The following is a 19,752-nucleotide window of genomic DNA, read 5'->3' as shown; positions in this document are numbered from 1 at the left end:
GGGAGATATTCAGCCCGTCCGGCGCTTGAGGACGAACTCGGCGAAGCCGGTGATGACACCGGCAACGGCGCCGACCGCACGGAACCGCTTCAGCGAGGCTCAGGCGGCCGCTGCCGAGGCATATTGGGCCGGGCCCCCGGCGGCGGCAGGGCGAACCGCCCGGGCTGAGAGGGCACCTCCCCCCGGGAGGCCCCCGGCACCATCGCCTGCATCACCAGCGGTACAGGCCCCGCCCGGAACTCCACCATCCAGTCCGTCGTCTCCGACCGCACCAGCTCCGTCACGTCCTCGGAGAACTTCCGCAGCACCCCGAGGCACCGCTCGGCCGCCTCCCCGGCCGTGCCCTCCGTGGGGCCGAGCACCTCTCGTACGCTCTCGGACGCCCAGTCGAACTGGAGCACCTGGAGCCGCCGCTGCACGGCCTGCGCGGTGGCCACGTTCCGCATCCAGCCGGACGTCAGGCCGAAGAACCGGTCGCACCCCACGCACGCCACCCCGGCGAGCAGCGAGACGAAACCCCAGGTCGCGACGGAGCCCACGGCCCCCACGAGGTCGAGGAGCGGAAGCACGCCCGCCCCGACGGCACCCAGCGCCGCCCCGGCCCGCAGCACCCGGGCCCCGCGCCGCTTCAAGCCGCGGTCGGCGAGATACCACTCGGCGGTGTTCAGGGCGCCGCGCTCCACCCAGCGGTACAGCTCGTCGAGGCGCTCGGCGGGCTCGCCCCAGTCGCCGAGGGGGAAGGCCCGCCCGGTGAGGTCACCGAGCCGCGGTTCCCCGGCGCCCCGCGCGCCCCGCGCGCCCCGCGCGTCCGCGGCGCCCGGGGCGCCCGCCGCTTCCCCGGCTTCCCGCTGCGCGCCCGCACCCTGCCCCTCTTGGGGCACCCCATCGGGCTGCATCTCCGGCTGGCTCACCCGGCACTCCCTCTTACGTCTTCGACAGCTCTTTGCGGGATCCTGCGCGAGCCCCTCCGCGTGGCCTCCGCGTGACGACTGGTGCTGTTGGTGCGCAGCACCCCTTCCTACCGCCCAATGGGTGGCCATGAGCTCGCTTTCGCGGCTTTTCCGCCCGGAAGAGCTGCTTGATCAGGTATAGGAGGACGCTCGATCTCACTCGAAAGAGTGCTGGAGCGAGGGGACCTCCGACCACGTAGGCTCGTTCCAGGCGGAAAACCCGCGCTTCGAACCCCGCGTCGACCATGCGAAACCAGGAGCTGATCGTGATCCCCGGTGGTGGCCAGCCCAATATGCAGCAGCTGCTCCAGCAGGCCCAGAAGATGCAGCAGGACCTCGCGAGCGCGCAGGAGGAGCTGGCGCGCACCGAGGTCGAAGGACAGGCGGGCGGTGGCCTCGTCAAGGCGACGGTCAACGGCTCCGGCGAGCTGCGCGGCCTGGTGATCGACCCGAAGGCGGTCGACCCGGAGGACACCGAGACGCTGGCCGACCTGGTGGTGGCCGCGGTCCAGGCGGCCAACGAGAACGCGCAGGCGCTCCAGCAGCAGAAGCTCGGCCCGCTCGCGCAGGGTCTGGGCGGCGGCGGCATCCCGGGCCTGCCGTTCTGACCTTCTGACCCTGTCCGACCTTCTAAGAACCCCCCGGGCCAACTACCGTACGTACCGAGCAGGACACGTACCCCCAGAAAGGCGTTCCGTTGTACGAAGGCGTGGTCCAGGACCTCATCGACGAGCTGGGCAGGCTGCCCGGCGTCGGTCCCAAGAGCGCGCAGCGGATCGCCTTCCACATCCTCCAGGCGGAGCCCACGGACGTACGCCGTCTCGCGCACGCCCTGCTTGAGGTGAAGGACAAGGTCCGCTTCTGCGCGACCTGCGGGAACGTCGCGCAGGAAGAGCTCTGCAACATCTGCCGCGACCCGCGCCGCGACCTCTCGGTCATCTGTGTGGTCGAGGAGCCCAAGGACGTCGTGGCGATCGAGCGGACCCGTGAGTTCCGGGGCAAGTACCACGTCCTGGGCGGCGCGATCAGCCCCATCGAGGGGGTCGGCCCGGACGATCTGCGCATACGGGAACTCCTCGCGCGCCTCGCGGACGGCACGGTCACGGAGCTGATCCTGGCCACCGACCCGAACCTGGAGGGCGAGGCCACGGCGACGTACCTCGCCCGCATGATCAAGCCCATGGGCCTGAAGGTCACCCGCCTGGCCAGCGGGCTCCCTGTCGGGGGAGATCTGGAATACGCGGACGAGGTCACCCTGGGCCGCGCCTTCGAGGGGAGACGACTCCTAGATGTCTGACGCCACGCTGCACGCGACCGCCCAGAACCCGGACGACTTCGCCGTACAGATCTCCGACCAGGTCGAGAGCTTCATCGTCTCGGTCAGGGAGGTCGCGAAGGGCGACGAGCCGGACTCGGCCGTGCCCTTCCTCCTCCTGGAGGTCTCCCAACTGCTCCTGGCGGGCGGCCGCCTGGGCGCCCACGAGGACATCGTCCCCGAGGACCGCTACGAACCGGACCTCGGTCCGGAACAGGACGTGGACGACCTCCGCGAGCGCCTCGCGGTGCTCCTCGACCCGGTGGACGTCTACTCCGAGGTCTTCGACCCGTACGAACCCCGCAAGGCCCCCGTCGCCCACCGCATCTCGGACGACTTCGCCGACGTGGTCACGGACCTCGCCCACGGCCTGGCCCACTACCGCGCGGGACGCACGGTGGAGGCCCTGTGGTGGTGGCAGTTCTCCTACTTCTCCAACTGGGGCAGCACGGCATCGGCCGCCCTGCGCGCGCTGCAGTCCCTGGTCGCGCACGTCCGCCTCAACCAGCCGCTTGAGGACCTCGACGGCCTGGACACGGACGAGGACCTGACGGAGGCGGCGCTGGAGGAGGAGGCCGGGAAGGTCATGGCGGAGGAGATCGCGGGGCCGCTGGGGCTGCGGACGGTCAAGTAGCGCGAGTAACGCGAGTAGCCATGCGTACGGCGTAGATGGCGGTCAGCACCCTTGGCAGCGCCGAGGGGGACGGCCCAGGATTGCGGCAGTGGGTCACCAGGGGGTCGCCATGGCCGAACGCCGCAGCGAAGGCAGTCAGGACGCTCAGCGCGAGGAGAGCCGCGAGGAGAGCCGCGAGGAGCCTCGCGAGCGGAGCATCTACGACCACGCGGGCGGGGAGGAAGCGCTCCATCGGCTCGAGGAGATCTTCTATGCGAAGGCGCTCGTCGACCCCGTCCTGCGCACCGTCTTCCCGCGCCGACAGCCGCACCACGTCGACCACTTGACCTGGTTCACGGCCGAGTCCTTCGGCGGCCCCGACCGGTTCACCCGCGAGCTCGGCTTCCGGCACCTCATCGACGTACACCGGAACCTGAAGATCACCGACGAGCAGCGGGAGCGGTTCGCCGCGCTCTATCTGGAGGCGCTGCGGGAGGCCGGTCTCCCGGACGACGAGCCGTTCCTGGGCGCGGTGCGCTCGCACATCGAGTTCGGCACCCGGGTCGCCCAGCAGAATTCGCACGCCGCGAGCGACGACGAGCTGCACCCCCTGCGGGAGGTGCCCCACTGGCAGTGGCCCAAGGCCCCCGACCAGTCCTTGTGACCCACCCCACTTTCCGGAGTGCCTCGCTCCGTAGCGGGCATGTGACTCGTCGGAGCGGCCGGAACGTACGTCCCGAGAAGCGAGGCGTATGCCCGTGGGTGATCAACTCGTGAGCGGGACATCTCACGATGTGATATTGGCGAGGCGAATTTCGGCCGCTCGTTAGACTGAGCCGACCGCACAACGGATTGAGCGAGGAGCGCACGTGAGCCTTGTCGTGCAGAAGTACGGAGGCTCCTCCGTAGCCGATGCCGAGGGCATCAAGCGGGTCGCCAAGAGGATTGTCGACGCCAAGAAGAACGGCCATCAGGTCGTTGTCGTGGTGTCCGCCATGGGTGACACGACGGATGAGTTGATCGATCTTGCCGGGCAGGTATCCCCGATTCCTGCCGGGCGTGAATTCGACATGCTGCTGACCGCTGGTGAGCGCATCGCCATGGCCCTGCTGGCCATGGCGATCAAAAACCTGGGCCACGAGGCCCAGTCGTTCACGGGCAGCCAGGCCGGCGTCATCACCGACTCCGTCCACAACAAAGCGCGGATCATCGATGTGACCCCCGGCCGCATCCGGGACTCGATCGACGAGGGCAACATCGCCATCGTCGCCGGGTTCCAGGGCGTCAGCCAGGAGGGCAAGAACATCACCACGCTCGGGCGTGGCGGGTCCGACACGACCGCTGTCGCCCTCGCCGCGGCCCTCGACGCCGAGGTGTGCGAGATCTACACGGACGTCGACGGCGTCTTCACCGCCGACCCGCGGGTCGTCAAGAAGGCCCGGAAGATCGACTGGATCTCCTTCGAAGACATGCTGGAGCTCGCCAGCTCCGGTTCGAAGGTGCTGCTCCACCGCTGCGTGGAGTACGCCCGTCGTTACAACATCCCGATCCACGTGCGGTCGTCCTTCAGCGGGCTGCAGGGCACGTGGGTCAGCAATGAGCCGAAGCAAGGGGACCGCAAGGTGGAGCAGGCCATCATCTCCGGTGTCGCGCACGACACCTCGGAGGCCAAGATCACCGTCGTCGGCGTGCCGGACAAGCCGGGCGAGGCCGCCTCGATCTTCCGCGCCATCGCGGACGCCGAGGTCAACATCGACATGGTCGTGCAGAACGTGTCCGCCGCGTCCACCGGCCTCACCGACATCTCGTTCACGCTGCCCAAGGCCGAGGGCCGCAGGGCCATCGACGCCCTGGAGAAGACCCGGTCCTCCGTCGGCTTCGACTCCCTGCGCTACGACGACCAGATCGCCAAGATCTCCCTCGTCGGCGCCGGCATGAAGACCAACCCCGGCGTCACCGCGACCTTCTTCGAGGCGCTCAGCGACGCGGGCGTGAACATCGAGCTCATCTCGACCTCCGAGATCCGCATCTCGGTCGTCACGCGCGCCGATGACGTCACCGAGGCCGTGCGCGCCGTGCACACCGCCTTCGGGCTCGACTCCGACACGGACGAGGCCGTGGTCTATGGAGGCACCGGGCGATGAGCCGCAAGCCGACGCTCGCGGTCGTCGGAGCGACCGGGGCCGTCGGCACGGTCATGCTCCAGATCCTGTCGCAGCACGCCGACATCTGGGGCGAGATCCGTCTCGTCGCCTCTCCGCGCTCGGCCGGCCGCAAGCTGGCCGTGCGCGGTGCGGAGGTCGAGGTCCTCGCGCTGGGCGAGGAGGTCTTCGACGGCGTCGACATCGCGCTGTTCGACGTACCCGACGACGTCTCCGCGCAGTGGGCGCCCATCGCCACCGCCAAGGGCGTCGTCGTGGTCGACAACTCCGCCGCCTTCCGGATGGACCCGGACGTGCCGCTCGTGGTGCCCGAGGTCAATCCGCACGCCGCGCGCGTGCGGCCGCGCGGCATCGTCGCCAACCCCAACTGCACGACCCTCTCGATGATCGTCGCCATCGGCGCGCTGCACGCCGAGTTCGGCCTGCGCGAGCTGATCGTCTCCTCGTACCAGGCCGTGAGCGGGGCGGGCCGCGACGGCGTCGACACGCTGCGCAGGCAGCTGAGCCTCGTCGCGGGCGGCGAGCTGGGTACGAGCCCCGGTGACGTACGCCGTGCCGTGGGGGACGACACCGGGCCCTTCCCGGCGCCCGTGGCGCTCAACGTGGTGCCCTGGGCCGGGTCCCTGAAGGACGACGGCTGGTCCTCCGAGGAGATGAAGGTGCGCGACGAGTCGCGCAAGATCCTCGGGCTGCCCGCGCTGCGGGTGGCGGCGACCTGCGTACGCGTTCCCGTCATCACCACGCACTCCCTCACCGTGCACGCGCGGTTCGAGGACGAGGTCACCGTCGACCGCGCGCGCGAGATCCTCGCGACCGCGCCCGGCGTCGTGCTCTTCGACGATCCGGCCGCGGGGGAGTTCCCCACGCCCGCCGACGTCGTGGGCACCGATCCGACCTGGGTGGGGCGGGTGCGGCGGGCCCTCGACGACCCGACCGCCCTCGAACTCTTCGTGTGCGGGGACAACCTGCGCAAGGGGGCCGCGCTGAACACGGTGCAGATCGCCGAGCTGGTGGCCGCGGAGTTCACGGTCTGACCTCCCGGGCGCTGTCGGGTGCCCTGCCGGGCGCCGTCGAGTGCCGTCGAGTGCCGTGTGGGTGCCCCGAGAGCGGAAGTCTTTGTGGGATCTGTGTAAGTTCTGTGTCCAACTTGATGGTCTGGACCGCTTGAACTGGATCATCTCCGCGTCCGAAGATTTCGTGTCCGATCACTGCAACCGGCACCGGGGTGGGGGGCGTCTTTAGCGGTCGCCCTTCAGGGGTCGCTCAAGCGCCACAAAAAAATGGGGCATAGGGGAAGAGCTGGTACGCATGGGGGCATTTGATGCATCGTCAGGAACGGTGCTCGAGCGGCCTGCCGCAAACGCGATGCCGGACGCGTACAACCCTGACGGGGGGAAGCGTGTCCAACAGGCGTGGCAGAGGTACTCGACTTCACAGCGGTACAGGCGAGAGGCGCGGCGGCGCTGCGTCCGCCTCGTCGTCCCCGCGCGCCCGGCGGCATGCCGGTGATCGCGCCCATGCCCGCAGCGCGGCCCACCCGCATCCCGGCGCAGCGCGAGGGTGCTGACGAGGCGATGACAGCGGGCACCACAGTCGACCACCTCACCGAGACCTACCGCGCCCACTACCGGTCGCTGCTCGGCCTCGCCGCGCTGCTCCTGGACGACACGGCGTCCTGCGAGGACGTCGTGCAGGAGGCGTTCATCCGGGTCCACTCGGCGCGCAAGCGGGTGCGCGACCCCGAGAAGACGCTGGCCTATCTGCGCCAGACCGTCGTGAACCTCTCGCGCTCCGCGCTGCGGCGGCGCATCCTCGGGCTCAAGCTGCTCTCCAAGCCGATGCCCGACATGGCGAGCGCGGAGGAGGGGGCGTACGACCTCCTCGAGCGCGACGAGCTGATCAAGGCGATGCGTGGCCTCCAGCGGCGCCAGCGCGAGGTCCTCGTGCTGCGCTACTTCGCCGACATGACCGAGGCGCAGGTCGCCGAGACGCTGGGCATATCGCTCGGCTCGGTCAAGGCGTACGGCTCGCGCGGCATCGCCGCCCTCAGGGTCGCCATGGAGGCGCCGGCATGAGTGAGCGCAAGCGTGATGAGCAGAGTGGGCAAGAACAGCATGGCAGGAACGGGAACGTGAATCACGGCGCCGAAGGCGGGCCCGAGCGGCTCGGCTCCGAGACGGACGAGGTCGGCTCCGAGGGGGACGGGCTCTGTCCCGACGCGCCCGCGGGAGCGGCGGACTTCGGCTCCGACGAGCTCGCGCTGCGGCGGATGATGCGGCAGGCCGTCGAGGACATCGAACCGACGGACCGCGCGCTGGAACGACTGCGGCACGCGGTACCGGCCCGCAGGGCCCGCAAGCGGCAGGCCGTCGTCGGCCTCGCGGCCGCCGCGCTCTTCATCGGCACCGCCGTACCGGCCCTGGTGCACGTCACCAACTCCAGCGGCGACTCGGACGACCGGCCCTCGATCGCGGGCAACAGCCAGGAGTCGCAGGGCGGTTCGGGCCAGGGCAAGGATCCCGGCAGCGCCGAGAAGGGCTCCGAGAAGAAGCCCGACTCGTCCAAGGCGAAGGACAAGAAAGACAAGAAGGACAAGAAGGAAGGCAAGGAGAAGGGCGGCACGGGCGGCGGCGGCACCGGAGAGCCCGACCCGAGCAGCTCCGAGGCCGTCAGCTCGCCGGTCTGCGCGGCCGCCCAGCTCGGCGCCGCCGGATCCACCGGCGTCCCCGAGGCCAACGGCTCGGTGTACGGCAGCTTCCGGGTCTCCAACACCTCCGAGACCAGCTGCACGATCGACGCCGCGGGCGCCGTCGCCGTGACGGCGCAGGGCGCGGCCGACGCCACGAAGGTCGGCGTGCTCGACCACACCGCGGGCGACGCGGCGGCCGGACTGCCCGACCCCGCGCAGGAAACGGCCCAGCTGGTCCTCCAGCCCGGCGCGGCCTACGAGGTGCGCTTCGCCTGGGTGCCGTCCGAAAGCTGCCCCGCGGAGGGCGGCGAGCCCACGCCCAACCCGACGCCCACGGAGGGCAACGGCGGCGGTGACAGCGGCTCACCCACCGGCGTGGAGCCGCAGCTGGTCCGCGACGAGGTCCGCGAGGACGGCGGGGTGCAGGACGGCAGCGTCGTGGTGACGCTCACGGCGGCCGCGGGATCCCCTTCGGCGGGTACGACGATCGCGAACGCGTGCTCGGGGACGGTGTACCGGACCGGGGTCCTGCCCGCTTCTTAGGCTTCGGTTTAGGCCTCGGTCGCCTTGGTGATCTTGGACGTCTCTGAGGTCTTGGGAGCCTCGGGGGTCTCGGAGGTCTCGGGGGTCTCCTGCTCGGGAATCAGCCCCAGCCGCGCGTCCCGCGCGAACTCCGCCTCGCGCCGGAGCAGCCGGAACCACATGAAGAGCACGAAGCCCGCGAAGACGAACCACTCGCCGGTGTAGCCGAGGTTCTGGAAGGCCTTGAGGTCCAGGCCCGTGCCGTTCGGCGCGGACGCGGGCACCGCCTTCATCCCGGAGTCGCCCTTGTCGAGGGTGACCCACGCGTCGTACATGTCGTCCGGCACCAGGTTCACCAGGGACGCCGAGCTGATCGCGCCCAGCTGTCCCTTGGGCAGGCCGCCCGCGGCGCTCACGCCGTTCGAGCCCGGGCTCTCGGAGGCCTGCAGCGAGCCCGTCACGGTGACCTCGCCCTTCGGGGCGGCGGGGGCCTTGGCGGCGTCCGCGTCGCCGGGCAGCCAGCCGCGCACCACGGGCAGGGACTTGCCGCTGTCCGTACGCAACAGGGTCAGTACGTAGAAGCCGCTCTTGTCGTCCAACTCCCGGTCGGGGACGAGCAGTTGCTCGCCGTAGCGACCGGTGACCCGGGTCTGCTCGCCCGAGGTCTCCTTGTCGACGGGAAGCAGCGCGTCGAGGGGCCGGGCCTTGGCGCCGGACCCTTCCTTCGCCGCGGCCGACCGCTCCTGGCTCTGCTCGGCGGCCTGGTCCTTCGCGGACTCGTGCGCCTGCACGCGGTCCTCGAAGCGGCCGAGCTGCCAGGAACCCATGAAGATGCAGAAGGGGATGGCCAGCACGACGAAGACGTTGATCCCCCACCATCGGGGCGTCAGCAGAAACCGGTACACGCCCTCCACGGTACGGGTCCCCCACAACCGCCCTGACGCGGGCCCCGGGCGGGGTCCTATGTCGGGGCCCCATAAAGGGCCCCGTAAGGGGCGCGGGGAACTGCGCGCCCAGCCCCACACCTCCCGCAGCCACACAAGACGGTCATCCCCACGGCGAGTGGGTCCCGCACCGGCGCGGGCCCACCCGCCCCCGCTCAGCCCGCCGCAGGCATGTGCCGATCCGCGAAGTCCAGCTCAAGAGCCACTTGCTTGATCCGCTCGTCCACGACCAGTGACCCGTGCCCGGCGTCGTACCGGTACACCTCGTGCGCCGCGCCGCGCGCCGCGAGCCGGTCCACGTAGTTCTCGACCTGGCGGATCGGGCACCGCGGGTCGTTGACGCCCGCCGAGATGTAGACCGGGGCCTTCACCTCGTCGACGTACGTCAGCGGGGACGAGGCCGCGAAGCGCCCGGGGACCTCCTCGGGGGTGCCGCCGAGGAGCGTGCGGTCCATGGCCTTCAGCGCCTCCATCTCGTCGTGGTACGCCGTCACGTAGTCCGCGACGGGCACCGCGGCCAGGCCGACCGCCCACGCGTCCGGCTGGGTGCCGATGCCGAGCAGGGTGAGGTAGCCGCCCCAGGAGCCACCGGCCAGGACGAGGCGGTCCGGGTCGGCGAGGCCCGAGGTGATCGCCCACTCCCGCACCGCCGCGATGTCCTCGAGCTCGATCAGGCCGACGCGGTGCTTGAGGGCGTCCGTCCACTCACGGCCGTACCCCGTGGAGCCGCGGTAGTTGACCCGGACCACCGCGTACCCGTGGTCGACCCAGGCCGCCGGGCCCGCCGCGAAGGAGTCGCTGTCGTGCCAGGTCGGGCCGCCGTGCACCTCGAAGACGGTGGGCAGCGGGCCCGACGCGCCCGCGGGGCGCTGCACCAGGGCGTGGATGCGGCCGCCAGGACCGTCCACCCACACGTCCTCCACGGGGACGGAGGCCGGGGCCTTCATGCCGGGCGGGTCGAGGACGACGGTGCCCGCCGTCGAGCGGACCACCGGCGGCTCGGCGGCCGACGACCACATGTACTCCACGGTGCCGTCGGGGCGTGCCGTCGCGCCCGACACCGAGCCGGTGGGCGTCTCGATCCGCGTCAGCTCGCGCGATGCCAGGTCGTAGCGGAACAGCTCGCCGCGTGCCTCGAAGTCGTGCGCGATCAGCAGCGCGGAGCCGTCCGGGTACCACTCGGCGCTCACGTCGCCCGGCAGCCCGAGGACGAGGTCGCTCTCCTCGCCCGACGCGACGTCCCACACCATCGGCTCCCAGCGGCCGCGCCGCTGGTGCCCCACCAGGAGCCGGGTGTCCCCTTCGACCGGGGCGAAGCCGAGCACCTCAAGGCCCAGCTCGACCGTGCCGCCCTTGGTGTCGTCGAGCTCGGCGACCGTCGAGCCGTCCGGCCTGATCACGCGGAGCGCGGAGTGCATCGCGTCGCCGTGCTCCGTGTGCTCGACGGCGATCAGCGTGCCGTCGTGCGAGAGGTCGCCGACGCCCGCCGACTCGCGGTGCCGGTACACCTCGACCGGGGTCGCGTCCGGCCCGCCCGCGCCGTCATGGCGTACGACATGGATCGTGGAGCCCTCCTCGTCCGTGGAGCGTCCTACGACCACCGTCCTGCCGTCCCTGCCGAGGGCGAGGCCCGCGGGGTACGAGGCGTCGAGGCCCGGCACCGCGGGCTCGTCGGGACCGCCGCCGAAGGGCTGGCGCAGCCAGACGCCGAACTCGTCCCCGTCCTTGTCGTTGAACCACCAGATCCACTCGCCGTCCGGCGAGAGGACGCCGTCCGTCGTGCCGTTCGGCCTGTCGGTCGCCTGGCGTTGGGCGCCGGTCGTCCTGTCCCAGGCGTACAGCTCGTACGTCCCCGTCGCGTTCGACACGAACAGGGAGCGCTGCGGGGCGTCCTCCGCCCAGTCCGGCAGCGACACCCGCGGCGCCCTGAACCGCTTCTCCCAGTCCGGCATGGACTCCGACCCCGACCCTGTCGCCTTCTCGGCACCCGTCTCGCTCATGCCCCCCATAGTGCCCGCACCCGCCGACAATCCGCTGGCGAGGGTCCCCAGCCTGTGGATAACTTTTGACCATGTACTCCCAGACGCCCGCGGACTGGCGCGAGACCAACCGGAGACGCTGGGACGAGCGTGTCCCGCTCCACCTCGCCAGCGACTACTACGACCTCGACGCCTTCCGGGCGGGCAAGGACGCCCTGCGCGACTTCGAGCTCGCGGAAGTGGGCGACGTGCGCGGCAAGTCCCTGCTGCACCTCCAGTGCCACATCGGCGCCGACACGCTGTCCTGGGCCAGGCACGGCGCCTCCCGCGTCGTGGGCCTCGACTTCTCCGAACCGGCCGTCGAGGCGGCCCGCGAACTCGCCGCCGAACTCGGTCTCACCGCGGACCGGGCCGCGTTCGTCGCCGCCGACGTGTACGACGCGGTCGAGGCCGCGCCCGACTCCTCGTACGACATCGTCTACACCGGCGTGGGCGCCCTGTGCTGGCTGCCCGACATCCAGCGCTGGGCCGAGACCGTCGCCGCGCTCGTCGCCCCCGGCGGCTTCCTCTACCTCGCCGAGTTCCACCCGCTCGCCGACATCCTCGACGACGCCACGGGCTCACGGATCTCGTACGACTACTTCGCGCGCGACGCCTGGATCGAGGAGACGCCCGGCGGCTACGCGGACAACACCACCCCCACCGTCCACAACCGCACCGTCGAGTGGCAGCACCCCATCGGCGAGGTCGTCTCGGCGCTCGCCGCGACGGGGCTGCGCATCGACTTCCTGCGCGAGCACGACAGCACGCTGTTCGAACGCTTCGGCGCGCTCGAACTCCGCGACGGCGCCTACCGGTTCCCCGCGGACCGGCCGCGCATCCCGCTCATGTACTCCTTGAAGGCGAGCAGGGCAGCCTGAGAGCCGAGGCGCGTCGTCGCTGTCGTTCTGTGTCGTATGTGTCGTCTCTGTCGTCTCTAGGGCAGCGGCGAAGGCGGCCGCAGCCACCCCTCCCTGGCGGGATCGAACTCACCGAGCTTCGTCCAGTCCCACGCCTGCAGCACCTCCCGCCCCTGTGTGTCGTCCTGTTTGATGACGGCGACGACCACATCGGCGGTGTGCCGGGTGAGCAGCAGGGTCCGCAGCCGGGTCGCGATGCCCGCGCCGCGCCGGTCGGGCAGCACCATGAGCTCGCAGAGCAGGAACACCCGTCCGGACGCGGTCCGTTCCTCGATCTCGGCGGGCAGAATGCCGCGGAACCCCTCCCACCAGTCGCCGGTGCGCGCGGCGCGGTACCCGTAGAGGCAGCCGACGAGCCCGGGTCCGTCGGCGACGACCATGTCGAAGTCGGGCTGCTGCACGTCGTGTTCGAAGCGTCGCAGAAAACCTTGCCGGTCGCTGTACTCGTCGCCCGCCCTGCCCCGATAGGCCTCTACGTAGAGGTCGGCCACGGACTCGCGCTGCCCTTCCGCCTGCCACCGGCTCAGCCGCCGCAAGAACACCTCTGCCATGTGCGCCTCCTGCCCGGCCCCGCTGGGGGACCCCCCGTACACCCTGGACTCCGCATGGTGACAGTACGGAACACCGAGCGGAACGGGGCGTCGTCGCCAGTTCTCGGGGGCGTCGCGCGAGGGACTCCTTGGAGGGGCCTACTTGGATTCGACCCGGCCGACCGGGTCGGGTCCCGCGGCCAGCGCGTCCCGCGCGATCCGCCAGGCCGGATCTCCCGGGTAGAGCTCGCCGCGCAGGTAGGCGCAGGTGAGCCGCCCGACCGCGGCGACTCGCTCGGGGTTCTCGTCGGTGGTCTCCGCGACGTCGTATCCGGAGATCCCGCCGAGCCCGTGCCCGGCGTCGAACAGCGTGAGCAGGGACTTGGGCCCCGGGGCAAGGACGTAGGGATCCGTGTGCCAGTCCGGGCCGTTGACGGTCAGGAAGGCGGAGGCGTCCTGGTCACCCGCGACCACGAGCGCGGGCGTCGTCATCTTGGAGAAGTCCGAGGTCAGGAAGAAGGAGTAGGTCTCGGCCGTGAACGCGGTGAGGGCGGCGCCGCCCCGCCCCGGCGCGGCGAGCAGCACGCCCGCCGTGATCCGGGGCTCCGCCAGGTCCACTTCCGCCCCGTCGGCCGGATCGGTGAGCCGGGCGCCGAGCAGCAGGCTCACGGTGTGCCCGCCCATCGAGTGCCCGGCCACGGCGATCCGCCCGCGGTCGATGCGGCCGCGGAGTTGCGGGACGGCGTCCTCGACCGCGTCGAGCCGGTCGATGACGCGCGTCATGTCCTCGGCCCGGGTGCGCCAGTGCGGCGCGGCGCCCGGGGCGTCGGGGTCCAGGTCCAGCGTCTTGGAGTCCAGGTGGGTGGGCTGGATCACGACGAAGCCGTGCGCCGCCCAGTAGTGGGCGAGCGGGGCGTAGCCGTTCAGGGAGGAGAGGTTGTTCGAGGGGCCGAGGCCGTGCGAGAGGAGGATGACCGGCAGGTCGCTCCCGGTCACCGGGGCGGAGACCCGCACCTGAAGGTCCACGGCGCGACCGGGCGCGGGCAGCACGACCGGGCTGACGGAGAGGACCGGGACCGGGACCGGCACCTGGGCTGAGGCAGTGGTGTCGGCTGTGTACGCGGATTCGGTGTAGGCGGATTCGCTCATGACAGGAACGCCCCTTCGATGGCTTCGGATACGTCGACGGCTTCGGCTACCCTGAAACCGGATCGCCGTTCCATTTACGATACGGATCAGCGATCCGTTTGGTCAACGGCCTGCCGGCACGGTCTATCGGCAGGCCGACGAAACGGTCAGCGGAAGGAGGGCGCCGTGCCCACGTCGGACGGCCGGCCCAAGGAGGTGCCCGCCCGCGGCAAGCGGGCGGACGCGGTGCGCAATCAGCAGGTTCTGCTCGACGCCGCGGGGGAGGTGTTCGTGACCTCGGGGATCGACGCGCCGATCCGCGAGATCGCGGCCAAGGCGGGCGTCGGCCTCGGGACGCTCTACCGCCACTTCCCGACCCGGGCGGACCTCGTCACCGCCGTCTACCGCCACCAGATCGAGGCGTGCGCCGAGGCGGGCCCGAGGCTGCTGGCCGAAGCCGACCGGCCGTTCGACGCGCTACGGCGGTGGATCGACCTCTTCGTCGACTTCCTGGTCACCAAGCACGGACTCGCCGACGCCCTGCAGTCCGAAAGCGACCGCTTCGCCGCGCTGCACACCCAGTTCCTCGACCGGCTGCTGCCCGTCTGCGCCGAGCTGCTCGACGCGGCGGTCGGCGCGGGCGAGATCAGGTCGGACGTACGTCCCTATGAACTGCTGCGCGGCATCGGCAACCTCTGCATCGGACGGGACAGCGACCCCCGCTACGACCCCCGCCGGTTGATCGAGCCGCTCCTCCAGGGCCTGCGGCAGCACGCCGCGCCAGAAACCAGAAGTGGACGATAAATAGTTCATGCTTCCCTGAATTCAGGAGAAGCTGTACCTTCGTCGAGTGCTGACCGTCGCCCCTGACACTGACATCGAGGTGCTGGCCCGTTTCGGCCGCGCGCTCGCCGACCCGATCCGCTGCCGGATCCTGCTCGCCCTGCGCGAGGCACCGGCCCACCCCGCCGACCTGGCCGAGACGCTCGGGATCTCCCGGACCCGGCTGTCGAACCACCTGGCGTGCCTGCGCGACTGCGGCCTGGTCGTCGGGGTCCCGGTCGGGCGCCGTACCCGCTACGAGCTGGCCGACCAGCGGCTGGGGCGCGCGCTCGACGACCTGCGCGCCGCGGTGGTGGCGGTGGAGGGCGACCGCACCTGCCCGGACGCCGAGGCGAAGGGCTGCTGCTGACGTGGCGGAGACGTCGGTGGGCCCGGGCCAGGAACCGGCCCGCCGTGACGTACTCGCGCGCCGAATAAGGCTGTTGGTCGCCGCGACCATCACCTACAACGTCATCGAGGCGGTCGTCGCGATCGCCGCGGGGACGCTCGCCTCCTCCACCGCGCTGATCGGCTTCGGCCTCGACTCGGTCATCGAGGTGTCCTCGGCGGCGGCGGTCGCCTGGCAGTTCTCCGCCCCCGAGCACGCCGTGCGCGAGGCTCGCGAGAAGACGACCCTGCGCATCATCGCCGTCTCCTTCTTCGCCCTCGCCGCGTACGTCGGCGTCGACTCGCTCCGAGCGCTGACCGGCCCGGGCGAGGCGGAACGGTCGGTGCCCGGCATCGTCATCGCGGCGCTGTCACTGGCGATCATGCCGTTCCTGTCCGCCGCCCAGCGCGGGGCCGGGCGCGAACTCGGCTCCGCCAGCGCGGTCGCCGACTCCCAGCAGACCCTGCTGTGCACCTACCTGTCCGCCGTACTCCTGGTCGGCCTGGTCCTCAACGCCACCCTCGGCTGGTCCTTCGCCGACCCCGTCGCCGCCCTGGTGATCGCCGCCGTCGCCGTCAAGGAAGGCCGGGACGCGTGGCAGGTGAAGGGGTGCTGCGCGCCGACGGCCGCGCCTGCGGCCGTGAGGGTCAGCGCAGTCCGGCGAAGAGATCGTCCTCGCGTGCGTCGGGGTCGGCGCCGGTGGCGCCCTTGACCCGTACGAAGGTCTCCACGCCCATCAGCTCGCCGAACCGCTCCTTGCCCATCTTGAGGAAGAAGATGTTCTCGCCCTGACTGGCGTGCGCGGCCAGCGAGTCGAACTTCTGATCGCTGAACGCGGTGGTGTCCACCCACGTGCTGATCTCGTCGTCGGGGAGCCCGATCTCGGCCAGCGCGGCGGTCTCGGCGGGATCCGGCTCCGGCATGTCCTCCTCCTGGAACTCGCGCATGGTCTCCCCGAACCGCTGCATCATCGAGCGGGGCATCGTCGTCCAGTAGACCTTCGGCGTCAGCTCGGTCAGCTCAAGCGCCGCCATCGTGATGCGGTGGGCCTGGATGTGGTCGGGGTGACCGTAGAAGCCGTTCTCGTCGTAGGTGACGACCACGTCGGGGCGGTAGTGCCGCATGAGCTCCGCGAGCCGGGCGGCGCCTTCCGCCACGGGGGTCTGCCAGAAGGATCCGGGGGCTTCGTTGCTCGGCCAGCCGATCATCCCGGAGTCGGCGTAGTCCAGCGTCTCCAGATCGCTGATCTTCAGGACGTCACGGCTCGCCTCGAGTTCTTGGCGGCGCATCAGGGCGACGGCCGCCGGATCGTGCCCGGGCTCGCCCGGCTTGACACCCCCCGGCCCGTCACCGCAACCGCCGTCGGTACAGGTCACGAGAACCGTGCGGATGCCTTCCGCCGCGTACCGCGCGAGGACTCCGCCGGTACTGGTGGCCTCGTCGTCGGGGTGGGCGTGCACTGCCATGAGCGTCAAGGGCCGGTCAGTCATCGAAAGTCCTCCTGCGGAAGTTACGTAGTGGTCCGCGCGCACGACGGGCGCACCGCGACGGCGGGGCACCGGCCCCTCGCTCGATGCAACGGCGCGGACCGGACCGGCTGTTCCCGGCACGGCAGTTGATCCACTGCTGGTTCGCTCCGCAGCGACCTTGCCGTCGCTTACGAGGGGGCCTCCGTCGCCGTGGGCTGTCCGGGGCGGGTCAGGACAGCGGCGAGTTTGTCGGTCGTCTCCGGGAGGAGCCGGTAGTAGACCCAGGTGCCGCGCCGCTCGCAGTCGATGAGTCCGGCCTGGCGCAGCAGCTTGAGGTGGTGGGAGATGGTCGGCTGGGAGAGGTCGAAGGCAGGGGTGAGGTCGCAGACGCAGATCTCGCCGCCCTCGCGCGAGGCGATCATCGACAGCAGGCGGAGCCGGACGGGGTCACCGAGCGCCTTGAAGACCTTGGCCAGCTCGACTGCCTGGCCCTCGTCGAGCGGTGCGGTCAGCAGAGCGGGGCAGCAGCCGCTCTGGTCCTGGCCGAGCACGACCAGCTCTTGTTTCGACATGCCTCTATGTTGACGAACTTCGATCCAGGGCGCAAGGTTGCATCGAGGAACTTCGAAACAGTGCGCCCGACACCCGTCCCTCACAGGGGGTATGCCATGAGTGATCAGTCCACCGACCTGCGCGAGACCGTCCGAGAGCGCTACGCGGCCGCCGCCGTCCAGGTCGCCGAGGGCGGCACCGCGTGTTGCGGCCCGCAGGCCATCGAGATCGACGGCAGCTTCGGCTCCACGCTCTACGCGGCCGACGAGCGCGACGCCCTGCCCGCCGAGGCCGTCGCCGCCTCGCTGGGCTGCGGCAACCCCACCGCCGTCGCCGACCTCCACGAGGGCGAGCGCGTGCTCGATCTCGGCTCCGGCGGCGGCATCGACGTACTCCTGTCGGCTCGCCGGGTCGGGCCGAGCGGCAAGGCGTACGGCCTGGACATGACCGAGGAGATGCTCGCCCTGGCCCTGGCCAACCGCGAGAAGGCGGGCGCCGGGAACGTCGAGTTCCTCAAGGGCACCATCGAGGCCATCCCCCTCCCGGCGAGCACGATCGACGTCGTCATCTCCAACTGCGTCATCAACCTGTCCACCGACAAGCCCGCCGTCTTCGCCGAGATGTTCCGCGTCCTGGCCCCCGGCGGCCGCATCGGCATCTCCGACGTCGTCGCCGACGACCACCTCGCCCCGGCCCAGCGGGCGGAGCGCGGCGACTACGTCGGCTGCGTCGCGGGCGCCCTCTCCTTCGCCGAATACCGCGAGGGACTCGCGGCGGCGGGCTTCACGGACATCGAACTCACCCCCACCCACGGCGTCGCCGACGGCATGCACTCCGCCGTCGTCCGCGCCGCCAAGCCCACCAAGCCCACGCAGGCTCCTGCCTCAGCTCGCCGTCCGCTCCGTGGGGAAGTCGACGCCGAGGGTGACCTCCCGCCAGCCCTCGAAGCCGGTCCTGAGTGAGTCGAGCTTGGCGGTCGCGACGTCGTACGCGACCTTGCCGAGCAGCAGGCGCAGCGGCGGGTGCTCGGCCGTGACCGCGTCGACGACCGCCCTGGCGGCGCGTGCCGGGTCACCGGGCTGGTGGCCGTAGCTGGCCAGGGTGCTCGCGCGTCGTACGCCCGCGGTCGCGGCGTAGTCGTCGATGGCGGTCGCCGACTGGCGCATCGAGGGCCCGGACCAGTTGGTGCGGAACGCGGCGGGTTCGACGATCGTGACCTTGATGCCGAGCGGCGCGACCTCGGCGGCGAGGGACTCGGAGAGACCTTCCACGGCGAACTTGGTGGCGTGGTAGTAGCCGGTGGCGCCGAAGCCGACCAGGCCGCCGAGGGAGGACATGGTGACGACGTGGCCGGCGCGGCGGGCCCGCATGCCGGGCAGGACGGCCCTGGTGGTGTCGATCAGCCCGTGGACGTTGGTGTCGAACAGGGCGCGGATCTCGTCGTCCTCGCCTTCCTCGACGGCGGCGAGGTACCCGTAACCGGCGTTGTTGACCAGCACGTCGATCCGCCCGAAGGCGGCCTCTGCCCGGGCGACCGCGTCGGCGATCTGCTCGGCGTCGGTGACGTCCAGCGCCAGGACGAGGGCGCGTTCCTCGTGCCCGGCGACGACGTCGGCGGCTCTGCCGGGGTCCCGGGCGGTGACCACCGCCCGCCAGCCGCGTTCGAGGACGGTGCGGGCCAGCTCCCGGCCGAGGCCGGAGGAGCAGCCGGTGATGAACCAGACCGGGGAGTCAGGCGAATCGGAGAAATCAGGCGAGGTCATGGAGGAATTTCCCTTCGTCGTGCGCGTCGTGCGCGTCGTGCGCGTCGTACGCGTCGTGCGCGCCGTTCGCGGCTTGAGTGCCTTGCGCGGCGTGGAGTTCCGTGACGGCGAGGCTGCCCAGCAAGGCCAGCGACTCGGCGGCGGCGCTGCCGGGCTCGGCCCGGTACGCCACCAGGTGCTGACCGGGCGCGCTGTTGACGGAGAAGGTCTCGAAGTCGAGCGTCAGGTCGCCGACCAACGGGTGACGGAAGCGTTTGGCCGAGGCGGTCTTGGCCCGCACCTCGTGGCGCGCCCACATGCGCGCGAAGTCGGGGTCGCGCACGGAGAGTTCGCCCACCAGTTCCCGCAGCCGCTGGTCGTCCGGGTCGGGATTGGCGGCCCGCAGCGCGGCCACGCACCCCTGCGCCACGACGGCCCAGTCACGGTAGAAGTCCTGTGCGGCGGGGTTGAGGAACATCGCCGTGATCAGGCTCGTCTCGTTGCCGAGCCAGGAGAACAGCGCCTCGCCGAGGGAGTTGACGGCCAGCAGGTCGAGGTAGCGGCCGTAGACCAGAGCCGGTGTGTCGGCCCAGGTGTCCAGCAAGGACACCAGCTGTGGCCCGGCGTACTCCCGGGCGGCCGGGGGTAGCCCGCGCTGCGGCGGATCGACGATGGCGCGCAGGTAGGCGGCCTCCTCGTCCTCCAGCAGGAGCGCGGCAGCCAGTGCCTTGAGGACCTGGGGCGAGGGGTTGCGCTCGCGTCCCTGTTCCAGCCGTACGTAGTAGTCGGTGCTCACCCCCGCGAGGACGGCGACCTCCTCCCTGCGCAGACCAGGGGTACGGCGCGTCCCCGCGGGCATGCCGTGGTCCTCGGGGCGCACCAGCGCGCGCCGGGCCCGCAGGAATTCGCTCAGCCGCTTCTTGTCCATGCCTGTCACCGTAGGGTCCGGCACGGTCAGCGGGGTGGCCGTGGCGCACCCACCCAGGGC

General features: G+C 71.2%; 22 protein-coding genes. 13 read left to right on the top strand and 9 right to left on the bottom strand.

The annotated features are described in order from the left end of the window. Positions 1 to 89 precede the first annotated feature (89 nt). A complete protein-coding gene (locus CP970_RS20105) occupies positions 90 to 911 on the bottom strand; it encodes an SLATT domain-containing protein (protein WP_055548752.1) in 822 nt (273 codons plus the stop codon). Between the two features lie 305 nt (positions 912 to 1,216). On the opposite strand from CP970_RS20105, the gene CP970_RS20100 reads away from it, so the two are divergent. From CP970_RS20100 to CP970_RS20065, 8 genes are all read left to right on the top strand, one after another. Next, positions 1,217 to 1,558, top strand: a complete 342-nt coding sequence (locus CP970_RS20100; RefSeq protein WP_079043603.1) for a YbaB/EbfC family nucleoid-associated protein — start codon at positions 1,217 to 1,219, stop codon at positions 1,556 to 1,558. Between the two features lie 89 nt (positions 1,559 to 1,647). Next, positions 1,648 to 2,247, top strand: coding sequence for a recombination mediator RecR (gene recR, locus CP970_RS20095; protein WP_030781910.1), 600 nt, complete (start codon positions 1,648 to 1,650; stop codon positions 2,245 to 2,247). Continuing rightward, the gene (locus CP970_RS20090; RefSeq protein WP_055548748.1) at positions 2,240 to 2,899 is read left to right on the top strand and encodes a DUF5063 domain-containing protein; all 660 of its coding nucleotides are present in this window, start codon (positions 2,240 to 2,242) and stop codon (positions 2,897 to 2,899) included. The genes recR and CP970_RS20090 overlap by 8 nt, the downstream gene beginning before the upstream one ends. 109 nt (positions 2,900 to 3,008) lie before the next feature. Then, positions 3,009 to 3,542 (top strand): group II truncated hemoglobin, encoded by a 534-nt coding sequence (locus CP970_RS20085; RefSeq protein ID WP_079043599.1) that lies wholly within the window; start codon positions 3,009 to 3,011, stop codon positions 3,540 to 3,542. A gap of 205 nt (positions 3,543 to 3,747) precedes the next feature. After that, positions 3,748 to 5,022, top strand: coding sequence for an aspartate kinase (locus tag CP970_RS20080; protein WP_055548746.1), 1,275 nt, complete (start codon positions 3,748 to 3,750; stop codon positions 5,020 to 5,022). Further along, complete coding sequence (locus CP970_RS20075; RefSeq protein ID WP_055548744.1) at positions 5,019 to 6,074, top strand: aspartate-semialdehyde dehydrogenase; 1,056 nt, start codon at positions 5,019 to 5,021, stop codon at positions 6,072 to 6,074. The genes CP970_RS20080 and CP970_RS20075 overlap by 4 nt, the downstream gene beginning before the upstream one ends. A gap of 378 nt (positions 6,075 to 6,452) precedes the next feature. Next, complete coding sequence (locus tag CP970_RS20070) at positions 6,453 to 7,115, top strand: SigE family RNA polymerase sigma factor (RefSeq protein WP_079043598.1); 663 nt, start codon at positions 6,453 to 6,455, stop codon at positions 7,113 to 7,115. A 56-nt stretch (positions 7,116 to 7,171) separates the two neighbouring features. Further along, positions 7,172 to 8,272, top strand: a complete 1,101-nt coding sequence (locus CP970_RS20065) for a hypothetical protein (RefSeq protein WP_224058557.1) — start codon at positions 7,172 to 7,174, stop codon at positions 8,270 to 8,272. 8 nt (positions 8,273 to 8,280) lie between these two features. Here the strand turns inward: CP970_RS20065 and CP970_RS20060 are convergent, their stop codons facing one another. Together CP970_RS20060 and CP970_RS20055 are read right to left on the bottom strand one after the other, a co-directional pair. Beyond that, a complete protein-coding gene (locus CP970_RS20060; protein WP_276204654.1) occupies positions 8,281 to 9,156 on the bottom strand; it encodes an SURF1 family protein in 876 nt (291 codons plus the stop codon). Positions 9,157 to 9,350: 194 nt separating this feature from the next. Then, the gene (locus CP970_RS20055) at positions 9,351 to 11,195 is read right to left on the bottom strand and encodes a S9 family peptidase (protein ID WP_055548741.1); all 1,845 of its coding nucleotides are present in this window, start codon (positions 11,193 to 11,195) and stop codon (positions 9,351 to 9,353) included. A 71-nt stretch (positions 11,196 to 11,266) separates the two neighbouring features. Between CP970_RS20055 and CP970_RS20050 the strand changes: the two genes are divergently transcribed. Next, entirely contained in the window at positions 11,267 to 12,094 is an 828-nt protein-coding gene (locus CP970_RS20050) for a class I SAM-dependent methyltransferase (protein WP_055548739.1), read from the top strand. A gap of 56 nt (positions 12,095 to 12,150) precedes the next feature. Here CP970_RS20050 and CP970_RS20045 read toward each other — a convergent pair whose 3' ends face one another. Then, positions 12,151 to 12,684, bottom strand: a complete 534-nt coding sequence (locus CP970_RS20045) for a hypothetical protein (protein WP_055548738.1) — start codon at positions 12,682 to 12,684, stop codon at positions 12,151 to 12,153. Positions 12,685 to 12,822: 138 nt separating this feature from the next. Further along, on the bottom strand, positions 12,823 to 13,812 hold the full coding sequence (locus tag CP970_RS20035; protein ID WP_055548736.1) for an alpha/beta hydrolase family protein: 990 nt from the start codon (positions 13,810 to 13,812) through the stop codon (positions 12,823 to 12,825). A gap of 165 nt (positions 13,813 to 13,977) precedes the next feature. Between CP970_RS20035 and CP970_RS20030 the strand changes: the two genes are divergently transcribed. From CP970_RS20030 to CP970_RS20020, 3 genes are read left to right on the top strand one after another with little or no spacing between them, the layout of a single operon-like run. Further along, entirely contained in the window at positions 13,978 to 14,595 is a 618-nt protein-coding gene (locus CP970_RS20030) for a TetR/AcrR family transcriptional regulator (protein ID WP_055548734.1), read from the top strand. A 46-nt stretch (positions 14,596 to 14,641) separates the two neighbouring features. After that, complete coding sequence (locus CP970_RS20025; RefSeq protein WP_055548732.1) at positions 14,642 to 14,983, top strand: ArsR/SmtB family transcription factor; 342 nt, start codon at positions 14,642 to 14,644, stop codon at positions 14,981 to 14,983. Position 14,984: 1 nt separating this feature from the next. Then, positions 14,985 to 15,713, top strand: coding sequence for a cation transporter (locus CP970_RS20020; protein ID WP_055548730.1), 729 nt, complete (start codon positions 14,985 to 14,987; stop codon positions 15,711 to 15,713). Here CP970_RS20020 and CP970_RS20015 read toward each other — a convergent pair. Further along, entirely contained in the window at positions 15,649 to 16,491 is an 843-nt protein-coding gene (locus CP970_RS20015; protein WP_055548727.1) for a PIG-L family deacetylase, read from the bottom strand. The two genes, CP970_RS20020 and CP970_RS20015, sit on opposite strands and share 65 nt — an antisense overlap. A gap of 167 nt (positions 16,492 to 16,658) precedes the next feature. Next, positions 16,659 to 17,042 (bottom strand): ArsR/SmtB family transcription factor, encoded by a 384-nt coding sequence (locus CP970_RS20010; protein ID WP_055548726.1) that lies wholly within the window; start codon positions 17,040 to 17,042, stop codon positions 16,659 to 16,661. Between the two features lie 96 nt (positions 17,043 to 17,138). Here CP970_RS20010 and arsM point away from each other — a divergent pair, with 96 nt between their 5' ends. Beyond that, positions 17,139 to 17,984 carry an arsenite methyltransferase gene (arsM, locus tag CP970_RS20005; RefSeq protein WP_079043596.1) on the top strand — a complete coding sequence of 282 codons (846 nt, stop codon included), beginning with the start codon at positions 17,139 to 17,141 and terminating at the stop codon, positions 17,982 to 17,984. On the opposite strand, the gene CP970_RS20000 is transcribed toward arsM, so the two are convergent. Together CP970_RS20000 and CP970_RS19995 are read right to left on the bottom strand one after the other, a co-directional pair. Then, positions 17,907 to 18,785: an oxidoreductase gene (locus CP970_RS20000; protein ID WP_055548724.1), complete on the bottom strand. Its 879-nt coding sequence runs from the start codon at positions 18,783 to 18,785 to the stop codon at positions 17,907 to 17,909. The two genes, arsM and CP970_RS20000, sit on opposite strands and share 78 nt — an antisense overlap. Further along, positions 18,772 to 19,692, bottom strand: coding sequence for a helix-turn-helix domain-containing protein (locus CP970_RS19995; RefSeq protein WP_079043595.1), 921 nt, complete (start codon positions 19,690 to 19,692; stop codon positions 18,772 to 18,774). The genes CP970_RS20000 and CP970_RS19995 overlap by 14 nt, the downstream gene beginning before the upstream one ends. Between the last annotated feature and the right edge of the window lie 60 nt (positions 19,693 to 19,752).

Origin of the sequence: Streptomyces kanamyceticus (genome assembly GCF_008704495.1) — a bacterium.
Taxonomy (GTDB): domain Bacteria; phylum Actinomycetota; class Actinomycetes; order Streptomycetales; family Streptomycetaceae; genus Streptomyces; species Streptomyces kanamyceticus.
This window is presented reverse-complemented; position numbering and strand designations above follow the sequence as displayed.